This window comes from Streptomyces sp. NPDC006602, from assembly GCF_042870385.1.
Classification (GTDB): Bacteria; Actinomycetota; Actinomycetes; order Streptomycetales; family Streptomycetaceae; genus Streptomyces.
Genome location: NZ_JBIAHG010000007.1, coordinates 13,800 through 30,267, shown reverse-complemented (window position 1 = coordinate 30,267; position 16,468 = coordinate 13,800). Strand labels below are relative to the sequence as shown.

The following is a 16,468-nucleotide window of genomic DNA, read 5'->3' as shown; positions in this document are numbered from 1 at the left end:
TTTTGGAGAGCTTCGGGTCATGGATGGGTCGGTCAGCGCGGTCAGCAGCAACGGGACGTACTCGTTCACCAAGCCGAACCGGGAGAGCATCACACTGCTCGCGGGGCTGGGGGTCGAGGGGGACGTGCACGCCGGTACGACGGTGAAGCATCGGTTCCGGATGGCGAAGGATCCCTCGCAGCCGAATCTGCGGCAGGTGCACCTCATGCATGAGGAGCTGTTCGAGGAGGTCAGGGGCGCCGGGTTCGAGGTTGCGGCCGGGCAGCTCGGGGAGAACGTGACGACGCGGGGGATCGATCTGCTGGGCTTGCCGGTCGGGACCCTGCTGCACCTCGGGGAGACGGCCGTCGTCGAGGTCACCGGGCTGCGGAATCCCTGTGCGCAGATCGACACCTTCCAAAAGGGCCTGATGAAGCAGGTCGTCGGGCGGGACGCGGAGGGCAGGGCGCGCTTCAAGTCGGGGATCATGAGCGTCGTCGTCGCCGGCGGTGTGGTGCGGCCCGAAGACGCCGTGAAGGTCGTCCGGCCGGCCGGGCCGCACCTGCCCCTCGAGATCGTGTGACCTATCCGCGGAACTCCGGCTTGCGCTCCGGGCTCGCCTCGGCGAGGGCCTTCGTGACGCCGTCGATGCCGGCCCGCAGCCCGTACACCGGGCTGCCGGCCTGCTGGCGCCAGGAGTCGTCGAGGCCGCCCGCGTCGACCGTGTCGAAGCCGAGCTCGTCGATGAGGGCGCGCACCTTCTGCTTCGCCGCCTCGTCGTCGCCCGCGACCGGCAGCGCCATGCGGTCGGGGGCGCCGGCCGGGCGCGGGCGGTCCAGGATGTCCTGGGCGTAGGTGCCGTTGAAGGCCTTGATCATGGGGCGGCCGAGGTGCCGCTCGGTCCACCGGCTCTCCGTGAGCCCCCCGTCGTCTATCTCCGCGATCTTGCCGTCACGCTGCTGGGGGTAGTAGTTGCCGGTGTCGATCACCGCGACGCCGTCCGCCGCCTCGTCGAGCAGCCCGGCGGGCAGGTCCGGCACCGCCTTCATGGGGATCGCGACGATGACGATCTCCGCGCCGCGGGCCGCCTCCTCGACCCGTACCGGGTTCGCGCCCGTCTCCTCGGCCAGCGCGGTGAGCGTGTGCGGGCCGCGGGAGTTGGCCAGGGAGACGTCGTGGCCGAGGGCGGTGAGCCGCCGCGTGAGGTTGCCGCCGATGTTGCCCGCACCGATGATGCCGATCTTCATGCTGTGCCTCGCCCTTCTCAGGTGTGCCGCGGAGCCTTCGGCTCCTGGTCCGTGTTCACCAACCTCCGGAAGGGGCGGGCTGTTCCGTACCCGCGCCGAACGGGTGACGGAGGCGGGGTCGAGGGCGGGACACGGGGGCCGGTGGACTCAGACCCGCACCACGATCTTGCCCGTGTGCCGGTTGGAGTCCATCAGCCGATGCGCGTCCCGGATGCCGTCGAGGCCGTCGAAGACCTCGGCGACGACCGGGCGGAGGGTGCCGTCCAAGAGGCCGGAACTGATGTAGTGGGCTGCGCGGTTCCGGCCGGCCGCGGTGCCGGTGAGGGCGAGGTTGTTGTAGCCGTGGACAGTGAGGGGCCAGGCCCGGGGCAGTTCGATGGGGTGGTCGGCGTCCAGCCAGCCGTAGCTGATCAGCGTGCCGTCCGCGACCACGGCCTCGCCCAGGGCGCGGAAGCCGGGCCCGCCGATCGCGTCGAGGACGAGGTCGACGCCGTGCCCGCCGGTGACCCGCCTGGCCTCCTTCACCACGTCCTCCGCCTCGCTGACGATCACATGCTCCGCCCCCAGTTCCAGCAGGTGCCGCCGCTTGGCCTCAGTGCGGGTGGTGGCGATCGGGACGGCGCCGGCGCGGCGGGCCACCTGGATCGCGGCCGTTCCGACCCCACTGGACGCGCCGGTGATCAGCACATGGCTCCCGGGCGCCATCCGGGCCCGTTCGACGAGAGCGCCGTACGCCGTCGAGTACGTGAGCCAGACCGCGGCCGCGGTGACCGCGTCGACGCCTGTGGGGCGCGGCACGAGGGCGCTGTCGGGCATGAGGATGCGGTCGCCGTAGACGCCCTGGGAGCTGAGTTCGAAGTTGGCCGCGGTCAGCACGAGGTATGAGAAAGGGGGGCACCCCATGGGCGCCCCCCTTGTCGCTCGTGTCACTTGTCCAGGTAGGTCCAGAACTCGTCGAACGTCAGGACCTTGTCCCCGTTGAGGTCGCGGGACTTGATGATGGCCTCGGCGACCGACTCGGTGACGTTCCAGTCGCCCTCCTGGGCGAGGGCGGTCTTGAACTCGGCCGCGGTGATGAATCCGTCGCCGTCCGTATCGATCCGCTCGAAATGCTTGCGTGCCTCGTCGATGTCCGCCACCGATCCGCCCCTTCGTCGTGCATTACTGCCAGATGTCGGAGGTCAGATTATCCGGCCGTCCCAGCACGCAGCGCGGCGACCACCCAGGCGAACTCCTCACGGTGCGCGGGCGGGGTTCCCTGGCCCTTCACGGCGGTCAGCAACTCGCGGTAACGGGCGAGCCGGTCGTTGGAAGCCGACTCCATGCGTTCGAGCACGGCGGCCCGGTCGGCGTCACCCAGCAGTTCCCTTAGGATCTCCTCGGCCTCGGGCGTCCCGGGGTCGATCCCCCGCTCGCGGGCCTGCGCCCCCAACTGGACCATGCGCATGGGGAACCACACGGACCGCCCGGCAACGGTGTCGTTCCCGCGGTCGGCCGCGTTGAACTCGGCCACTTTCCGCATCTGCGCCCGGAACTCCGGGTCCTGGATGAGCTCCGCCAGCTCGACCCAGGCGTCCACCTGCTCGGGCGTCGGATCCTCCGGCAGGTCCACGGCGATGGTGCGCATCCGCTCCTGGATCGCCGGATCGACGGTGTCGAGCCCGTGGAACATCTCCTCCACGAACTCCTCCATGATCCGCTTCCGTTCGGCGGCCGACAGCCGCGCCAGTTTGTTCATCAACGTCATCTCCTCTGCGGTCGAACCGCGTCGCGCCACGGTCGACAGCACCGCACGGGTCACCTTGAGGGAGCGGATCTGCGCGTCCAGTGCCACCACGTGCGCCGCGGCGACCCGCGCGACCGTGGTCTCGCCGGACAGCACCTTGCGTACGTCCTCCAGGCCGAGGCCCAGTTCGCGCAGGGTGCGGATCAGCTCCAGGCGGGCGACGGACGCGGCGTCGTACAGCCGGTAACCGCCCGTCGACCTGGCCACCGGGGGCAGGGCGCCCTCGTCGGACCAGTAGCGGATGGTGCGCACGGACAGTCCGGTCGCACGGGCCAGCTCGCCGATGGTGAAGAGTCCGGTGCCGTCGTCGATCATGTCCGCGAGTCTGGGCCTTCCAGTGGGTGGAGACTCAAGGAGGCGTCGATGGTCGTTCTGCGGAACATTCTCGACGCGGCGGTGCGGAAAGTCTTCCCGCCGGCGGACGGCCGTACGACGGTCGTGGCGCGGGCGCCCTGTACTCCCGCGCGATACCGCCGGGGAAGCCACCTCGACCTGGTCGGCCCACTTGTGGGTGTCGCCGATGGTCTTGTTGACGTCGACGCGGCACGATCCCGGCTCCGTGGCGGCGAGTCGGGGATCTTCACTCGTGCGGCGGCGTGTCAGCCAGCCATGCGTCAACTAGCCGTGGGTCAGCGGAAGATGCCGGTGTGGCCCAGCGAGTAGCGGCCCGGCTGCGGGTAGACCGCGAGGCCGTGCGGGCCACTGCCGACGGGGATGCGGGCGAGCTGGGTGCCGGTGCGGGTGTCGATGGCGTACACCTCGGCGTCGTAACGCCCCGACAGCCACAGGACCTTGCCGTCGGCGGAGACGCCGCCCATGTCGGGGCTGCCGCCGTCGGGCAGGTGCCATTTCTTGGTGAGCTTGTTCTGCCTGAAGTCGAAGACGGAGACGGTGCCCTCGCCCCGGTTGGAGACGTACATCTCGCGGGAGTCGCGGCTGACGTAGAGGCCGTGGGTGCCCTTGCCGGTGCGCAGGAGCTTCGGCTTGTCGAACTTGTCGCCGTCCAGGACCCACATGCCGTCGGCCGTCATGTCGGCGACGTAGAACCGCTTTCCGTCCGGGGAGACCTTCACGTCCTGCGGCATGGCACCGTCGAACGGCAGCTTCTGCTGCCCGACGACCTTCATCTTCTGAGTGTCGACCTTGAGGAGTTCGCCGCTGAACTCGCAGGAGACGATGAAGTACCTGCCGTCGAGGGAGAAGTCGGCGTGGTTGACGCCGTAGCAGCTGACCGGCTCCGTCTTGACCGGCTTCATGGTGTGCGGGTCGCGGAAGACGAGTTCGCGGTCGAGTGAGGCCATGACGACGGCGTACTTGCCGTCGGGCGTGAAGTAGAGGTTGTACGGGTCGTGGACCTCCACCGGCTTGCCCGCCTTCCCGGTCTTCGGGTCGATCGGGGTGAGCGTGTGGCCGCGGTTGTTGTTGACCCAGAGGGTCTTCAGGTCCCAGGACGGCACGACGTGCTGGGGCTGCCGTCCGACGGGGATCGTCTCGATGATCTTGTAGGTCTTCGGGTCGATCACCGAGACGGTGTCGGACTCGGTGTTGGGGACGTAGACCCGGGACGGGAAGTCCTTGACCACCGGGGAGAGTCTGCCGGGGCGGTCGGCCGCGTACACGTCCTGCGGATCGAGGACGGGCGGCATGCCGGGCAGGCCCGGCACCGGCTTCTTCTTCGGCGGAGCGGGTACGGCGGCCTTGGTGACGGGGGCCTTGGTGACGGGGGCTTCGCTTGCGCCGCCCTCGTTCTCGGTGCCGCAGGCGGCCAGCGCGGCGAGGGCGGCGGCGAGGGCGAGGACGCTCTTCGTGAGGTTGCGGTACATCAGCTCAGCAGCTCCGTGGTGGTGACCGCGCGCAGTCCGCGGCGGTCGAGTTCTTCCAGTACGGCGGGGAGCGCGGCGACCGTGTCCGCGTACCCGAAGTGCAGGCTCACCACGGATCCGTCGCGGATCTCGCCGAGGACCTTGCGGGTGATGGCTGCGGCGCCGGGCGAGGTGAAGTCGAGGGAGTCGACGTCGTAGGAGAGGACGTGCGGATAGCCGACGCTGTGCGCCAGTTGCTCGACGAGGGAGGAGGCGCGGGGGGCGCGGGAGGGGCGGAACCAGGTGCCGATGGAGCCCGTGAGGCGTTTCAGGCGCTGGGCGCAGCCGGTGATCTCCTCGCGGGCCTCGGATTCGGACATCGCGTTGATGTCGAGGTGGCGGAGGGTGTGGTTGCCGAGGTCGTGGCCGCCGTCGAGGATGCGGCGGGCGAGGTCGGGGTGTTCGTCGAGCCAGGTGCCGACGGCGAGCACGGTGACTCGGCCGTTGTGTCGTTCGGCTTCGGTGAGCAGGGCCCGGGCGGTGGCCGGGTCGCCGCCGCCGTGGAAGGTGAGGGCGACGTGGGGGCGGGTGCGGGGGCCGTGGGTGACCTGGGTGGGGTGGGCGGGGTAGTGGCGGGGCGTGGGGGCCCTGCTGCCGGACGACCTGGTGACGGGGGCCGGGTGGGCGACTGCGCCGTGGGTCGCGCAGCCGGCGGCGAGGGCACCTGCGGTGGCGAAGGCGGCGCCCGCGCGAAGCGCCGTACGGCGGTTGGTCGTGGTCACCCGCACCATTTAAGGGCGGTTACGGTGGAAAGTGGGCGATTCGCCCGAACGGCGGCCGGTGCGGGTCGCGTGTGGCGGCCTTCTTTCGCCCCCGCCGCCTCTGCCCGTCCCATCCCCAGGGGTCCCGCCCCTTCGACCCGGCCAGGGGCTCGCCCTCTGGACCCCCGGCCTTCGCCCACCCACCACCCGACTCGGTGGGTCGAGAAGCGGGCCTCGCCATCAGCGGTCCGTCACCTTCATCTCGAACCAGGTCGTCTTGCCGCGCGGCAGCAGGTCCACGCCCCAGCGGTCGGAGAGTTTGTCCACCAGGAACAGGCCCCGCCCGCTGATGTCCATCTCCTGGACCGGCATCAGACACGGCAGGCCCCGTGAGGGGTCGCGGACCTCGATGCGGATCCAGCCGCGGCGGCGGCGCATGCGGAGGCCGAAGATGCGGGCGCCGGTGTGGCGCACGGCGTTGCCGACGAGTTCGGAGACGAGTAAGACCACGGCTTCCGTCAACTTGGGGGTGAGTCCCCACTGGCGCAGGACGACCACCTGGGCCAGCCGGCGGGCCGTGGCCGCGGACTCGGGGCGGGACGGCAGCGGAACCTCCACCTCCGTGGGGTTGCCGAACAGTTCGAGCGCCTTGAGTGCGTGTTCGTCCTCGACCGTCGGAGACCAGCGCGCCGCGGTCGCACGGCCCTCTCCCCGCGGCTGTTCGATACCCTCCAGCCCCGCCATGCTCCCATCATGGCCGCCCAGAGCGCCCTCCGGGGCCGTTCCTGCCGAATACGCCCCCCGGAATCCGACATTCCGAGCGGGTCGTCCGGCATATGCCGATGGCACTTCGGCGCCCCGAACAGCCCGTCCGACCTGCGGAGGTTCCGTGGGCGGCAATCGACAGACTCCCTCGACAAGGCAGGCTTAAGGCTGCCTTAAGGCTCCCATAAACCGCCCCATCGAGGTACCCAGGATCAGACACCGCGTCAATTGCAAGCGGTCAGAGGAACTTCGCCTTGCCGGGGCCTTCCTCCACGAAACTCTTCATCCCGCGGTCGCGGTCCTCGGTGGCGAACAGGCCCGCGAACCAGTTCCGTTCGACGGCCAGGCCGGTCTCGATGTCCGTCTCCAGCCCCGTGTCGATCGACTCCTTGGCGGCACGCAGGGCGATCGCCGGCCCCCGCGCCAGCTTCGCCGCCCACGCCTGCGCCTGCGTGTACACCTCGTCGGCGGGCACCACTCGGTCCACCAGGCCCAGCGTCAGCGCCTCGTCGGCCTTCACCATGCGGCCCGTGAAGATCAGGTCCTTCGCCTTGGAGGGGCCGATCAGCCGGGACAGGCGCTGGGTGCCGCCCGCGCCCGGGATCAGGCCCAGCAGGATCTCCGGCTGGCCCAGCTTGGCGTTCTCGGCGGCGATGCGGAAGTCCGCGCACAGCGCCAACTCGCAGCCGCCGCCCAGCGCGTAACCCGTCACCGCCGCCACCACCGGCTTCGGGATCCGGGCCACCGCCGTGAACGAGTCCTGCAGGTCGCGGGCGCGCAGGACCATCGCCGTGTGGTCCATGGCCTGCATCTCCTTGATGTCCGCGCCGGCCGCGAACACCTTCTCCCCGCCGTAGATCACCACGGCCCGTACGTCGTCCCGGCGGGCCGCCTCCTCGGCGAGCTCCTTGAGCCGGTCCTGGGTGGCGGTGTCCAGCGCGTTCATGGGCGGGCGGTCGAGACGGAGCGTGCCGACGCCCTCGGCTACTTCGAGATTCACGGTCATGCTGGTCAGGTTAACGGCGGCTAACGGAACCGGTCCGGTGCCGTCCGTCACAGCACCGGACCCACGCGTCGGTGAACGCTCAGGCCTTCCACTTCTCCCACGACATGTTCCAGCCGTTGAACCCGTTGTCGGGCGCGACCGTCGCGTCGTCGGAGTTCTTCACGACCACCACGTCACCGATCATCGAGTGGTTGAAGAACCACGCGGCCGGGACGCCGCTGTCGTAGCCGCCGCGCACGTCGCGCAGGCCGATGCAGCCGTGGCTGGCGTTGTAGTTGCCGAAGGCGCCGCCGCCCCAGTAGTTGCCGTGGATGAAGGTGCCGGAGGTGGTCAGGCGCATGGCGTGCGGTACGTCCTTGATGTCGTACTCGCCCTTGCCGTCGGCGTCGGTGTAGCCGACCGTCGCGCCGTTCATCCGGGTGACCGTGAGCCGCTCGCTGATGACCATCTGGCCGTTCCAGGTCTCCATGCCGGGCTTGCCGGTGGTGACCGGGATGGTCTTGACGACCTTGCCGTCCTGCATGACCTTCATCGTCAGCTTCTTGGCGTCGACGACCGAGACCTGGTTGCGGCCGATGGTGAAGGAGATGGTCTTGGCCTGCTTGCCGTAGACGCCGTCGCGGCCCTCGACGCCGTCGAGGTTCAGGTCGACGGTGACCTTGGTGCCTTCCTTCCAGTACTCCTCGGGGCGGAAGTCCAGGCGGTCGTTGCCGAACCAGTGGCCCTCGACGTCGACGGTCGGCTCGGTCTTGATGCTGATGGCCTTCTCGACGTCCGCCGGGTTGGTGATGCCCCGGGTGAAGCGGACGGAGAACGGCATTCCGACGCCGACCTTCGAGCCGTCCTCGGGGGTGAAGCTGCCGCTGAACGTGTTCTCGGGCGTCAGGGTGGTGAAGCTGGAGTCCTCGGCGGCCTCGCGGCCCTCGGAGTCCTTCGCGACCGCGTGCACGGTGTACTTCGTGGCGGCGGCGAGGTGCGTGGACGGTGTCCAGGCGGTGCCGTTGCCGGTGATCTTCCCGGCTATCTCGTCGCCCTTGGCGTCCTTGACCTCGACCTGGGTCAACTCGCCCTTGGCGGCGCTCACCTTGAGGGCGCCACTGGTGTCGACGGACTTGGCGCCGTCCTTCGGGGCTATGGAGACGACGGCCTGCGACTGTTCGGTCTCCGCCTGCGAGGACTCCTTGCCCTTCCCGTCCTCGGAGCCGGAGCCCGAGTCGGTGCCGCCGCCCCCGCCGCACGCGGTGACGGCCAGCAGCAGGACACCGAGTATCAGCGCCAACAGCCCCTTACCGCTCCGCCCCCGCGCGTCAACCGACGCCCCCGATATCGGTCGCACGTTCAAGACTTCTCCCCTCGCGGGGCCTGGTCCGGCCCCCGCTCCCCCGCGCGTACCGCCGCGCGCACCGGCGCATAGTAACCACAAGGTCAGGGGCGTCGGCGGTTCATGATTGTCACTGTTCCGTACCGACTTCAACGGAAAGGTTGGAGTAACCCGTCCCCCTGTCGGGCTACTTCACCGCGCTGCCCGCCTCCCACTCCTTCCAGTCCATGTTCCACCCTCCGAGCCCGTTGTCGGGAGCGACCTTCTTGTCATTGCTGTGGACGACCTCGACGACGTCCCCGATGAGGCTGCGGTCGAAGAACCAGCCCGCGGGCGTCTCCGAACCGCCGCCCTTGACGTCCCTCAGGCCCACGCAGCCGTGGCTGACATTGACCCTCCCGAAGGCGTCCGGCGCCCAGTAGTTGCCGTGCAGGAAGGTGCCGGAGTCGGTCAGGCGCATGGCGTGCGGAACGTCCGGGATGTCGTACTCGCCCTTGCCGTTCTCCTTCTTGAAGCCGACCGTGGCGCCGTTCATCCGGGTCACCTCGAACATCTCGGTGACGACCATCCTGCCGTTGTACGTCGTCGTCTTCGGCGCGCCGGCCGTGATCGGCACGGTGGCCAGCAGATCGCCGTCCCGCCGGACCTCCATGATGTGCTCGGCGGCGTCGACCAGGGAGACCTGGCTGCGGCCGATGGTGAAGGAGAAGGTCTTGTACTGGAGGCCGTAGACACTGGGGGCTCCTTCGACGTCCCTCAGCCGCAGGGAGACCGTGACCCGGGTGCCGGGCTTCCAGTACCGCTCGGGGCGGAAGTCCAGTCGGCCGTTGCCGAACCAGTGCGGGCGGATCTCGACGGGTGGCTCCGCGGTGACGTGGACGGCCCGTTCGACGGCCGCGCGGTGCTCGATCTCGCGGTTGAACTCCAGGGAGACGATCATTCCGGTGCCGACGGTGGAGCGGTTCTCCGGCGTCACGTATCCGATGAAGCGCTCGTCGGGGACGTGCGTCGTGAACGTGGTGTGCCGGGCCGACCGACGGCCGTGGGCGTCCAGGGCGACCGCGTCGATCGTGTACTTGGCGGCCAGGGCGAGCTTCTTCTCGTCGGGTTCCCAGGTCAGGCCGTTGTCGGAGAGGTGCCCCGGCACCGGGGACTCCTGTGCGTCCTGCGATTTGACGACCTTCACCGACTCCAGGCGCCCGTCCGGCACCCGTACCCGGATCGTCCCCTCGGGTCGCACCCCTCTGGTGCCGTCGTCCGGGGAGATGCGGATGACGTCCTCGGGTGCCGGCGGTTTGCCGAGTCCGCCGATGTCCAGCGCCCCCCTGCCGTCGGTAGTACAGCCGGTGGCCCCGGCCAGCAGTCCTGCCCATGTCAGTACGGCGGCCAGTGCGACCCTCGCGCGCCGTGCGCGCCCAGTTACGTGCCTCACGCGGTACCCAACGACCGGGCCTGCTTCGGGGAAACGTGAGTGCGACCCAAGCTCTGGGCAGAACAGTGGGGAGAACGACGCGAGGGGGTACGGCGGTCGGGATGCCGCGCACCCTTCCCAGGTCGTTCCATGAGCCGTGGGAGGCTGACAGGTGTCCAGCGCAGCCGAGCAGGAGGCGGTGGCCGAGGACGGGCGCACCGCCGCCGTCGTGAACGGCGCGCGCCGCACCGCGCCACCGCCGGCCGTGCCCGTGCGGCCCGGGGCGCCGACGCCGTTGGGCGCCCGCTTCCGGGTCGGCCCGGACGGGGTGGCGGGCACCAACTTCGCCCTGTGGGCGGGCGGGGCCGAGGCGGTCGAACTGTGCCTGTTCGACGAGGCGGGCAAGGAGACGCGGGCCCGGCTCACCGAGCTGACCCACGAGATCTGGCACGGCTTCGTGCCGGGCGTGATGCCCGGCCAGCGCTACGGCTACCGGGTGCACGGCCGCTGGGACCCGTGGACCGGCGGCCGCTGGAACCCGGCGAAGCTGCTCCTCGATCCGTACGCCCGCGCGGTGGACGGCGACTTCAGTCTTCCGCCGGAGGTGTACGGGCACGTCCGCGACTGGCCCCAGCAGCAGGTCGCGGACACCGTGCGCGACGACCGGGACTCGGCGCCGCACGTCCCGAAGGGAGTCGTGGTCCACGACGACGACGACTGGGCGGACGACCACCGCCCGAAGACGCCGTGGGCGGACTCGGTGATCTACGAGCTGCACGTACGGGGCTTCACACGGCTGCACCCGGGCATCCCCGAGGAGCTGCGGGGCACGTACGCCGGACTCGCCCATCCGGCGGCGATCGAGCACCTCGTGAAGCTGGGCGTCACGGCCGTCGAGCTGCTCCCCGTCCACCAGTTCGCGCACGAGGACCATCTGCTGCGCAAGGGCCTGAAGAACTACTGGGGCTACAACTCGATCGGCTACTTCGCGCCGCACGCGTCCTACGCCGCCTCCGGTACGACGGGACAGCAGGTCGGCGAGTTCAAGCGCATGGTCCACGCACTGCACGAGGCGGGCATCGAGGTCATCCTCGACGTGGTCTACAACCACACGGCCGAGGCGGGCGAACTGGGCCCGACGCTGTCCCTGAAGGGCATCGACAACCGGGGGTACTACCGGTTGCAGTCGGACGCCCGCCGGTACGCGGACTACACGGGCTGCGGCAACACCCTGCACGTGGTCCAGCCGCACGTCCTCAGGCTCATCACGGACTCGCTGCGCTACTGGGTGACCGAGATGGGCGTGGACGGCTTCCGCTTCGACCTGGCCGCCGCGCTGGCCCGCTCGATGCACGACGTCGACATGCTGTCGCCGTTCCTGGCCGTGATCGCGCAGGATCCGGTGCTGCGGCGGGTGAAGCTGATCGCCGAGCCGTGGGACGTCGGCTCCGGGGGCTATCAGGTCGGGGCCTTCCCGCCCCTGTGGACGGAGTGGAACGACCGGTACCGCAACGCCGTGCGGGACTTCTGGCGGGGCGCGCTGCCGGACGTACGCGATCTGGGCTACCGCCTGTCGGGGTCGAGCGACCTGTACGCCTGGGGCGGCCGCCGGCCGTACGCCTCGGTCAACTTCATCACCGCGCACGACGGTTTCACCCTGCGGGACCTCGTGTCGTACGAACGCAAGCACAACGAGGCCAACGGCGAGGGCAACCGGGACGGCACGGACGACAACCGGTCTTGGAACTGCGGGGCGGAGGGGGAGACGGACGACGAGCGGGTACGGGCCCTGCGGCGCCGCCAGTTGCGCAACCTCCTGACGACCCTGCTGCTGTCGACGGGCGTGCCGATGCTGGTCGCGGGCGACGAACTGGGCCGCACCCAGCGCGGCAACAACAACGCGTACTGCCAGGACAACGAGATCAGCTGGGTGGACTGGAGCCTGCTGGAGGACCCCGGCTGGAAGCCCCTGTTCGACCTGACCGCCCGCCTGATCGACCTGCGCCACCGCCACCCCGTCCTCCGGCGGCGGGCCTTCTTCTCCGGGCGGGCGCACTCGGCGGACGGCCTGCGGGACCTGGCCTGGTTCACGGCACGCGGCACCGAGATGACGGAACGGGACTGGTACGCCCCCGCCGCCACCCTCGGCATGTACCTCTCCGGCCGGGACATCCCCGGCCGCGACGAGCGCGGCGCCCCGATCCTCGACGACAGCTTCCTCGCCGTCCTGCACGCCGGGGACCGGCCGGCGAGCTTCGTCCTGCCGGGGCCGCCGTGGGCGGAGCGGTACGAGGTGGTGGTGGACACGTCGAGGGAGGAGCAAAGGGAGGCACCCGCGGTCGAGCACCGGGCGGGGACGGCGATCACGGTGCCGGCGCGGGCTGTGTTGTTGCTGAAGGTGGTCGGCTGACGCATCAGCCGATCGGTCGACGCCACCGTAGGACCCCCACGGCTTCGTCACGCCTTCCTCACGTCTTCGTCGTACGACCCCTCGAACGCGCAGGTCGTAGGACCACCGGCCGATCCGGGTACGGCCAAAACTCGGTGGGCGATGTCAGTGCCGATCCGTAGGCTCGCTGCTGATGGCGACGACACCTGTAACCACCAAGGACCCCGAAAAACCCGGCGACCGGTCGGCCGTGCGCTCGCTGCTGCGGCTGTGGCCGTACGTCCGGCCCGTGCGCGTGCGGCTGTTCACCGCCGCGTTCGTCGCGGTGCTCGCCTCGTGTGCGGGACTGGTGATTCCCCTTGTGCTGAAGTGGATGGTGGACGGGCCGGTCGCCCACGGGGACTCCGCGGGGGTGTGGCTCGGGGCCTTGTACCTGCTGCTGCTCGGGCTCGCGGAGGCGCTGCTGTTCGGGCTGCGGCGGTGGCTGGTGGCGCGGCCGCTCGCGGGGGTGGAGGCGGGCATGCGGGCCGATCTGTACCGGCATCTCCAGCGGCTGCCGGTGGCCTTCCACGACCGGTGGGCGTCGGGACAGCTGCTGTCCAGGGGCACCACCGACCTGATGCTGCTGCGCATGTTCCTCGCCTTTCCGCTGACGTTCCTGCTGGTCAACGGTGTGACGATCGTCATCGGCGTGGTCATCATGCTGATCCAGGACTGGTCACTGGGGCTGGTGATCCTCGGTCCGGCGATCCCCGTGATCGTCACGTGTGCGGTCTTCGAGACGCGGTACACCGAGGTGGCCCGGCGGGCGCAGGACCAGGTGGGCGATCTGACGACGGTGGTCGAGGAGAGCGTGCTCGGCATCCGGATCATCAAGGGGTTCGGACGGCACCGGAGTCAGGAACGGGCGTTCCGGGAGCTGTCGCGGCGGCTGCGGGGGACGGAGCTGCGCAAGGCGGGGCTGCTGGCGACGATCTGGGGCGTCATCGTGACGTTGCCGGAGGTGGCGATCGGGGTGGCGCTGGTGCTGGGGGCCGTGCAGGTGGCGGATGGTTCGCTTTCCGCCGGGACTCTGGTCGCCTTCTTGTCGACGGCACTTGCGCTGCGGTGGCCGGTGGACTCCATCGGGTTTCTGCTGGCGATGAGCCAGGAGGCGGCTACGGCCACCGAGCGGTACTTCGAGGTGATGGACGCGGAGCCGGAGGGTGCGGCTGGGGCGGGGCTGGTGTCGGGGGGTGGGTCGCGCAGCCCGGCGCTGCGGGGTGCCGCCCGCGCCCACCCTCGCCCACCCTCGACTTCGCTCGAGCGGGGGGACCCCCATCGCCCCAGCGGCACGACTGCCCGCGGGCTGACGGCGTCGGCTGCTCAGGGACTGTGCTTCGACGGTGTCTCGTTCCGGTATCCCGATGCTCCCGCCGACTCGCCGCCCCTTCTCGAACGCATAGATCTCCACATCCGGCCCGGTGAGTCCATGGCGCTCGTCGGCGCCACCGGGAGTGGCAAGACCACGCTCACGGCGCTTGTGCCGCGTCTGCACGAGGTGACGTCCGGGCGGATCACGCTGGATGGTGAGGACATCACCGCCATGTCGCGGGAGGAGCTGCGCTCGAAGGTGGCCGTCGCCTTCGAGGAGCCGACGCTCTTCTCCGCCGGTGTGGGGGACAACGTACTCATGGGGGCTCAAGGCACCGCGGGGCAGGACGAGTTGGAGCGGGCGCTGGCTGTGGCGCAGGCCGACTTCGTGTACGCCTTGCCGCAGGGCACGGACACGCAGGTCGGCGAGCAGGGGCTCAGTCTGTCGGGCGGGCAGCGGCAGCGGCTCGCGCTGGCCAGAGCGGTGGTGGGCCGGCCCCGGTTCCTGGTGCTGGACGATCCGCTGTCCGCTCTGGACGTGCACACCGAGGCCGCCGTCGAGGCCGCGCTGCGGGACGTCCTCGATCGGACCACGGGTCTGATCGTGGCGCACCGCCCGTCGACCGTCCTGCTCGCCGACCGCGTCGCCCTGCTCTCCGGCGGCCGGATCGCCGCCGTCGGCACCCACCAGGAACTGCTGCGCACGAACGCCGAGTACGCCCATCTGATGGCCGGGACCGAGGAGGCAGCCCGATGACGGCGCCGGCGACCACGACCACCGCACCGGGCGAGGAGCAACAGTCCGCCGACGAGAGCGCCCGGCGGGGCGACGACTTCGACCGCGACGTCCTGCCCACTCCCCCGGGCGCCACCGCCACCCTGCTGCGCTCCCTGCTCGCTCCGATGAAGGCCCGCGTCGCCGTCACGACGCTCCTGCTGCTGTTACAGCAGGCGGCGATGCAGGCGGGCCCGCTGCTGGTGGCGTACGCCATCGACAGTGCCGTTCCGGCGTTCCGCGAGCACGACAACGGCCCTCTCGTCGCGGTGGGCGTCGGCTATCTGCTGTGCGCGCTCGCCTCCGGCGCCCTGCAGTCCACGTTCGTGATCGCCGCGGCCCGCGTCAACCAGGACGTGCTGCTGGACCTGCGCGGCCGAATCTTCCGCCACGCGCAGGCGCTGAGCGTCGACTTCCACGAGCGCTACACCTCGGGCCGGCTCATCTCGCGCTCCACCACGGACGTGGAGTCGCTGCGCGAGCTGCTCAACGAGGGCCTGCAGGAGCTGGTCGGCGTCGTCCTGTCCTTCGCCTACATCTCGGCGCTGCTGCTCTGGCTCGACCTGGGGCTCGGCGCGGTGGCGGTGGCGTCGTTCGTGCCGCTGTATCTGCTCATTCGGAGCTACCGGCGGCGGGCGGGGCGGGTGTACCGGGCGCGGTCGACGGCCATCGCGGCCGTGATCGTGAAGTTCGTCGAGACGATGAACGGCATCCGGCCGGTGCGCGCGTTCCGCCGCGAGGCGGTCAACGACGCCGACTTCCGGGTGCTGAACACCCGGCACGAGCGGACCAACGGCGACGCGCTCCTCGAGATGGCCCGCTATGTGGTCTGCTCCCGGCTGGTCGCCAACACGGCGGTCGCGGTGATCGTGCTGTGGGGCGCGCACCGGGTGGCGGACGGTTCGCTGGAGCTGGGGGTGCTGGCGGCCGCGGTGCTGTACCTGCGGCGGCTGTACGACCCCATCGACCGGCTCGGGATGTTCCTGAACTCCTACCACTCGGCGGCCGCCTCCCTGGAGAAGATCGCCGGACTGCTCGCCCAGACGCCGTCGGTGCCGGAGCCCGCGACTCCCCGGCAGCTGCCGCCCCTCGAGTCCGAGCACCCCGGCCGCGAGGTCGTCTTCGACGGGGTCCGCTTCGCCTACCGCACCGGCGGCGAAGTCCTGCCCCGCTTCGATCTGACGCTGCCGGCCGGGCAGACGGTCGCGGTCGTCGGCTCGACGGGCGCGGGCAAGTCGACCCTGGCCAAGCTGCTGGCCCGCTTCTACGACCCCTCCGACGGCCGGGTGCTGCTGGACGGCGTCGACCTGCGCGACCTGGCCGTGCCCGAGCTGCGGCGCGGGGTGGTGATGGTGACGCAGGAGGCGTTCCTGTTCTCCGGCACGGTCGCCGAGAACATCGCGATCGGGCGTCCGGACGCCACCCGTGAGGAGATCGAGGAGGCCGCGAAGGCGATCGGCGCCCACGACTTCGTCACCGCGCTGCCCGACGGCTACGACACGGACGTACGCAAGCGGGGCGGCCGCATCTCCGCCGGACAGCGCCAACTCGTCGCCTTCGCCCGCGCGTTGCTCGCCGACCCGGCCGTGCTGATCCTCGACGAGGCGACCAGCTCGCTCGACATCCCGGGCGAGCGGGCGGTGCAGCGCGCGATGGCGACGGTGCTGAAGGGGCGTACGGCCGTGGTCATCGCGCACCGGCTGTCGACCGTGGAGATCGCGGACCGGGTGCTGGTCATGGAGCACGGGCGGATCGTCGAGGACGGCAGCCCGGACCAACTCATCGCGGGCAGGGGCCGTTTCGCGGATCTGCACAGGGCGTGGCGGGACAGTCTGGCGTAAGGGCGGGGCGGTCCGGCACTGGCGCGGGGCAG

The 16,468-nt window shown here is 70.5% G+C and carries 14 protein-coding genes; 4 read left to right on the top strand and 10 right to left on the bottom strand.

Features of this window, described 5'->3' with window-relative positions; genetic code table 11:
* Positions 1–19 precede the first annotated feature (19 nt).
* A complete protein-coding gene (locus ACFYO2_RS19955; RefSeq protein ID WP_388350474.1) occupies positions 20–562 on the top strand; it encodes an MOSC domain-containing protein in 543 nt (180 codons plus the stop codon).
* 1 nt (position 563) lies between these two features.
* Here the strand turns inward: ACFYO2_RS19955 and ACFYO2_RS19950 are convergent, their stop codons facing one another.
* From ACFYO2_RS19950 to ACFYO2_RS19905, 10 genes are all read right to left on the bottom strand, one after another.
* On the bottom strand, positions 564–1,247 hold the full coding sequence (locus ACFYO2_RS19950; RefSeq protein ID WP_388351269.1) for an NADPH-dependent F420 reductase: 684 nt from the start codon (positions 1,245–1,247) through the stop codon (positions 564–566).
* Between the two features lie 126 nt (positions 1,248–1,373).
* Positions 1,374–2,129, bottom strand: coding sequence for a zinc-binding dehydrogenase (locus ACFYO2_RS19945; RefSeq protein ID WP_388350471.1), 756 nt, complete (start codon positions 2,127–2,129; stop codon positions 1,374–1,376).
* Positions 2,130–2,152: 23 nt separating this feature from the next.
* Entirely contained in the window at positions 2,153–2,365 is a 213-nt protein-coding gene (locus ACFYO2_RS19940; protein WP_388350468.1) for an EF-hand domain-containing protein, read from the bottom strand.
* A 47-nt stretch (positions 2,366–2,412) separates the two neighbouring features.
* Positions 2,413–3,327 carry a MerR family transcriptional regulator gene (locus tag ACFYO2_RS19935; RefSeq protein ID WP_388350465.1) on the bottom strand — a complete coding sequence of 305 codons (915 nt, stop codon included), beginning with the start codon at positions 3,325–3,327 and terminating at the stop codon, positions 2,413–2,415.
* Positions 3,328–3,641: 314 nt separating this feature from the next.
* A complete protein-coding gene (locus tag ACFYO2_RS19930) occupies positions 3,642–4,835 on the bottom strand; it encodes a hypothetical protein (RefSeq protein ID WP_388350462.1) in 1,194 nt (397 codons plus the stop codon).
* Complete coding sequence (locus tag ACFYO2_RS19925) at positions 4,835–5,605, bottom strand: polysaccharide deacetylase family protein (RefSeq protein ID WP_388350459.1); 771 nt, start codon at positions 5,603–5,605, stop codon at positions 4,835–4,837. Before ACFYO2_RS19925 ends, ACFYO2_RS19930 begins: the two co-directional genes overlap by 1 nt.
* Before the next feature lie 210 nt (positions 5,606–5,815).
* Entirely contained in the window at positions 5,816–6,319 is a 504-nt protein-coding gene (locus ACFYO2_RS19920) for an ATP-binding protein (protein ID WP_388350456.1), read from the bottom strand.
* 259 nt (positions 6,320–6,578) lie between these two features.
* Positions 6,579–7,346 carry an enoyl-CoA hydratase/isomerase family protein gene (locus ACFYO2_RS19915; protein WP_388350453.1) on the bottom strand — a complete coding sequence of 256 codons (768 nt, stop codon included), beginning with the start codon at positions 7,344–7,346 and terminating at the stop codon, positions 6,579–6,581.
* A gap of 79 nt (positions 7,347–7,425) precedes the next feature.
* Positions 7,426–8,688, bottom strand: coding sequence for an Ig-like domain-containing protein (locus tag ACFYO2_RS19910; protein WP_388350450.1), 1,263 nt, complete (start codon positions 8,686–8,688; stop codon positions 7,426–7,428).
* A 166-nt stretch (positions 8,689–8,854) separates the two neighbouring features.
* On the bottom strand, positions 8,855–10,099 hold the full coding sequence (locus ACFYO2_RS19905) for an Ig-like domain-containing protein (protein WP_388350448.1): 1,245 nt from the start codon (positions 10,097–10,099) through the stop codon (positions 8,855–8,857).
* A 151-nt stretch (positions 10,100–10,250) separates the two neighbouring features.
* On the opposite strand from ACFYO2_RS19905, the gene glgX reads away from it, so the two are divergent.
* The 3 genes from glgX to ACFYO2_RS19890 all read left to right on the top strand — a co-directional run bounded on the left by glgX (position 10,251) and on the right by ACFYO2_RS19890 (position 16,436).
* The gene (gene glgX / locus ACFYO2_RS19900; protein WP_388350445.1) at positions 10,251–12,488 is read left to right on the top strand and encodes a glycogen debranching protein GlgX; all 2,238 of its coding nucleotides are present in this window, start codon (positions 10,251–10,253) and stop codon (positions 12,486–12,488) included.
* Between the two features lie 172 nt (positions 12,489–12,660).
* The gene (locus ACFYO2_RS19895) at positions 12,661–14,577 is read left to right on the top strand and encodes an ABC transporter ATP-binding protein (RefSeq protein ID WP_388350442.1); all 1,917 of its coding nucleotides are present in this window, start codon (positions 12,661–12,663) and stop codon (positions 14,575–14,577) included.
* Positions 14,574–16,436 (top strand): ABC transporter ATP-binding protein, encoded by a 1,863-nt coding sequence (locus tag ACFYO2_RS19890; RefSeq protein ID WP_388350439.1) that lies wholly within the window; start codon positions 14,574–14,576, stop codon positions 16,434–16,436. The genes ACFYO2_RS19895 and ACFYO2_RS19890 overlap by 4 nt, the downstream gene beginning before the upstream one ends.
* Positions 16,437–16,468: the final 32 nt, after the last annotated feature.

What these genes read in the sequence shown, in the direction of transcription:
- ACFYO2_RS19935 (WP_388350465.1), bottom strand. Translation starts at nt 3,327, where the DNA reads ATGATCGACGACGGCACCGGACTCTTCACCATCGGCGAGCTGGCCCGT.
- ACFYO2_RS19915 (WP_388350453.1), bottom strand. Translation starts at nt 7,346, where the DNA reads ATGACCGTGAATCTCGAAGTAGCCGAGGGCGTCGGCACGCTCCGTCTC.
- ACFYO2_RS19890 (WP_388350439.1), top strand. Translation starts at nt 14,574, where the DNA reads ATGACGGCGCCGGCGACCACGACCACCGCACCGGGCGAGGAGCAACAG.
- ACFYO2_RS19895 (WP_388350442.1), top strand. Translation starts at nt 12,661, where the DNA reads ATGGCGACGACACCTGTAACCACCAAGGACCCCGAAAAACCCGGCGAC.
- ACFYO2_RS19920 (WP_388350456.1), bottom strand. Translation starts at nt 6,319, where the DNA reads ATGGCGGGGCTGGAGGGTATCGAACAGCCGCGGGGAGAGGGCCGTGCG.
- ACFYO2_RS19930 (WP_388350462.1), bottom strand. Translation starts at nt 4,835, where the DNA reads ATGTACCGCAACCTCACGAAGAGCGTCCTCGCCCTCGCCGCCGCCCTC.
- ACFYO2_RS19945 (WP_388350471.1), bottom strand. Translation starts at nt 2,129, where the DNA reads ATGGGGTGCCCCCCTTTCTCATACCTCGTGCTGACCGCGGCCAACTTC.
- ACFYO2_RS19955 (WP_388350474.1), top strand. Translation starts at nt 20, where the DNA reads ATGGATGGGTCGGTCAGCGCGGTCAGCAGCAACGGGACGTACTCGTTC.
- ACFYO2_RS19925 (WP_388350459.1), bottom strand. Translation starts at nt 5,605, where the DNA reads ATGGTGCGGGTGACCACGACCAACCGCCGTACGGCGCTTCGCGCGGGC.